Source organism: Methylosinus sp. R-45379, from assembly GCF_001644125.1.
In the GTDB taxonomy this organism is placed as follows: domain Bacteria; phylum Pseudomonadota; class Alphaproteobacteria; order Rhizobiales; family Beijerinckiaceae; genus Methylosinus.
Genome location: NZ_LUUM01000095.1, coordinates 1 through 1,164 on the forward strand (window position 1 = coordinate 1; position 1,164 = coordinate 1,164).

Genomic DNA, 1,164 nt, shown 5'->3' on the forward strand with positions numbered 1-1,164 from the left:
TAGAGCGCTATCCGATCCAATCGGATTGGATAGCGCTCTAGGGAGACGTCGTTTTTTTGAAAGTCTGGCTTCGGCCTGCTTCAGTAACACTCAATTGGACGCGCGCGCCTAGAGCGGATTCACCTTAAACCGGCTCATATCCTGAGGCGGCGAAGAAATTTGCGCATTCGGTGGGGGAGAACTCCTTCAGCAGTGCGCCGATCCTGTTCCATAGGGCGTCGACGGTTCGCTCGGCGGCTTTGCGGAGCAGAGCTTTGAGCTTGGAGAAGGCCTTCTCGATCGGGTTGAAGTCGGGACTGTAGGGCGGAAGATAGAGCAGCGTCGCGCCGGCCGCCTCGATGGCCTTGCGCACGCCAGCGCCCTTGTGGCTCCCCAGGTTGTCCATCACGACAATGTCGCCCGGTGAGAGCGTCGGAACGAGAACCTGATCGACATAGGCCTGGAACCATTGGCCATTGATCGGGCCGTCGAGAACCATCGGCGCCGTCAATCCGGTCAGGCGCAGGCCGGCGACGAATGTCGTCGTCTTCCAATGTCCATGTGGAACGCCGGCGCGCAGCCGCTCGCCTTTCGGCGCGCGCCCGTTCTTGCGCGCCATATTGGTCGTGGTCCAGGTCTCGTCGATGAAGACGAGCTTTTCGGGATCGAGATCGAGCTGGCTGTCGAACCAGGCTTCGCGCCGCTCTTTCACGTCCTGCCGATCCTGCTCGCTCGCATGGGCGGTCTTTTTTTGTAAGTCAGACCGCAGCGGTCGAGAAAACCCCACAGCGTCGCTCGGCTGGCCTTTATCCCGCGTTCGGTGAGGAGCCGTTCCAACAGCTCGCTGATGGTCAGGTCCGGCGTCGCCTCGATCAGGCCGAGCAGAAAGTCGCGATGCGGGTCGAGCTTGCAGCGTTTTGGCTGCCCCTGTTTGCGCGCGCCGCGCTCACCGGTCTGACGCGCGCGGCGAACCCAGACGATCGCTGTCGCATCCCCGACCCCGAAACGCGATGCCGCCTGACGCGCCGAGAGGCCCTTCAACGCGGCGTCGATCACACGATCACGCAAATCCTGGCTGTAGGCCCGAGCCATCTTCCCCCTCCGTCAATGCTCATGACGTAAGGAATCAGGCTCTCGCCGATTCGGGAATCCTCTCTTGAATCGGAAAATGACGAACCCGCTCTA

The 1,164-nt window shown here is 61.5% G+C and carries 1 protein-coding gene; it reads right to left on the reverse strand.

From position 1 onward, the window contains the following. Positions 1-124: 124 nt before the first annotated feature. Positions 125-1,071, reverse strand: a protein-coding gene (locus A1351_RS04865) for an IS630 family transposase (RefSeq protein WP_371441452.1) whose coding sequence is annotated in 2 segments (ribosomal slippage) — positions 125-730 and positions 733-1,071 — 945 coding nt in all. Because the reading frame shifts where the segments join, the coding sequence is not laid out codon by codon here. Between the last annotated feature and the right edge of the window lie 93 nt (positions 1,072-1,164).